The following is a 1,355-nucleotide window of genomic DNA, read 5'->3' on the forward strand; positions in this document are numbered from 1 at the left end:
CCGTCCAATCTCCGCCAAGCATGCTCAAGCTTCACGATTTTTGCAACAGAGCCGGCGCGCGGATCCTGTGGTGCACGCCCGTGTTTGGCCAGGCCGTGGGCACTCAACATATCGATGAGATTCTCGCGGTCTGGTATCCGACTCACAAAACCTTCCTCGATCTTTCGGATGCGCCCGGGGCTAAGGAAAGCTACCGCCTGAGAGGCGCCTGCGTGGCCTACGCCGTCATCCATCGATGCTCCGGCAGCAACTCTCCGCTCGACGGCAATGGCTAGAACGATTCCTCGATTGACATGATATTCATCATGCGATATGCATCGCCGACCGGGCAGACCAGAAAATCGCTCAAGGAGAATATCGATGAGCCTCGGCGCAAAGCCATTTGGCGAGAAGAAATTCATTGAGATCAAGGGCCGGCGCATGGCCTATATCGATGAAGGGACCGGCGATCCGATCCTCTTCCAGCACGGCAATCCGACGTCGTCCTATCTGTGGCGCAATATCATGCCGCATTGCGCCGGGCTGGGACGGCTGATCGCCTGTGACCTGATCGGCATGGGCGATTCGGACAAGCTCGATCCGTCGGGGCCCGAGCGTTATGCCTATGCCGAGCATCGTGACTATCTCGACGCGCTGTGGGAGGCGCTCGATCTCGGGGACAGGGTTGTTCTGGTCGTGCATGACTGGGGGTCCGTCCTCGGCTTCGACTGGGCCCGCCGCCACCGCGAGCGTGTACAGGGGATTGCCTATATGGAAGCGGTCACCATGCCGCTCGAATGGGCGGATTTTCCCGAACAGGCTCGCGATCTGTTTCAGGCCTTTCGCTCGCAGGCGGGCGAAGAATTGGTGTTGCAGGACAATGTTTTTGTCGAACAAGTTCTCCCCGGATTGATCCTGCGCCCCTTAAGCGAAGCGGAGATGGCCGCCTATCGCGAGCCCTTCCTCGCCGCCGGCGAAGCCCGTCGACCGACCCTGTCTTGGCCTCGCCAAATCCCGATCGCAGGCACCCCGGCCGACGTGGTCGCGATCGTCCGGGACTATGCCGGCTGGCTCAGCGAAAGCCCGATTCCGAAACTCTTCATCAACGCCGAGCCGGGACACCTGACCACGGGCCGAATACGCGACTTCTGCCGCACATGGCCAAACCAGACCGAAATCACGGTCGCAGGCGCCCATTTCATCCAGGAGGACAGTCCGGACGAGATTGGCGCGGCGATTGCGGCGTTTGTCCGGCGATTGCGCCCAGCATAATCCGGAACCGGCTCATTTTCTAAGATCCGAACAAACCACAGACGCGGCGACGCCGATCACCCGCGCAGGACAATAGGAGAGACCGACATGAGCGACGACATTTT

General features: G+C 60.3%; 2 protein-coding genes. Both read left to right on the forward strand.

Features of this window, described 5'->3' with window-relative positions; all coding sequences use genetic code 11:
- Nucleotides 1-20 precede the first annotated feature (20 nt).
- Complete coding sequence (locus M529_RS28900; protein WP_007682112.1) at nt 21-275, forward strand: hypothetical protein; 255 nt, start codon at nt 21-23, stop codon at nt 273-275.
- Nucleotides 276-360: 85 nt separating this feature from the next.
- A complete protein-coding gene (gene linB, locus M529_RS28905; protein WP_021316729.1) occupies nt 361-1,251 on the forward strand; it encodes a haloalkane dehalogenase in 891 nt (296 codons plus the stop codon).
- Nucleotides 1,252-1,355 lie beyond the last annotated feature (104 nt).

Source organism: Sphingobium ummariense RL-3 (assembly GCF_000447205.1).
Lineage (GTDB): Bacteria > Pseudomonadota > Alphaproteobacteria > Sphingomonadales > Sphingomonadaceae > Sphingobium > Sphingobium ummariense.

Excerpts from the sequence above, each read along its gene's own strand:
- M529_RS28900 (WP_007682112.1), top strand. The coding sequence starts at position 21 with ATGCTCAAGCTTCACGATTTTTGCAACAGAGCCGGCGCGCGGATCCTG.
- linB (WP_021316729.1), top strand. The coding sequence starts at position 361 with ATGAGCCTCGGCGCAAAGCCATTTGGCGAGAAGAAATTCATTGAGATC.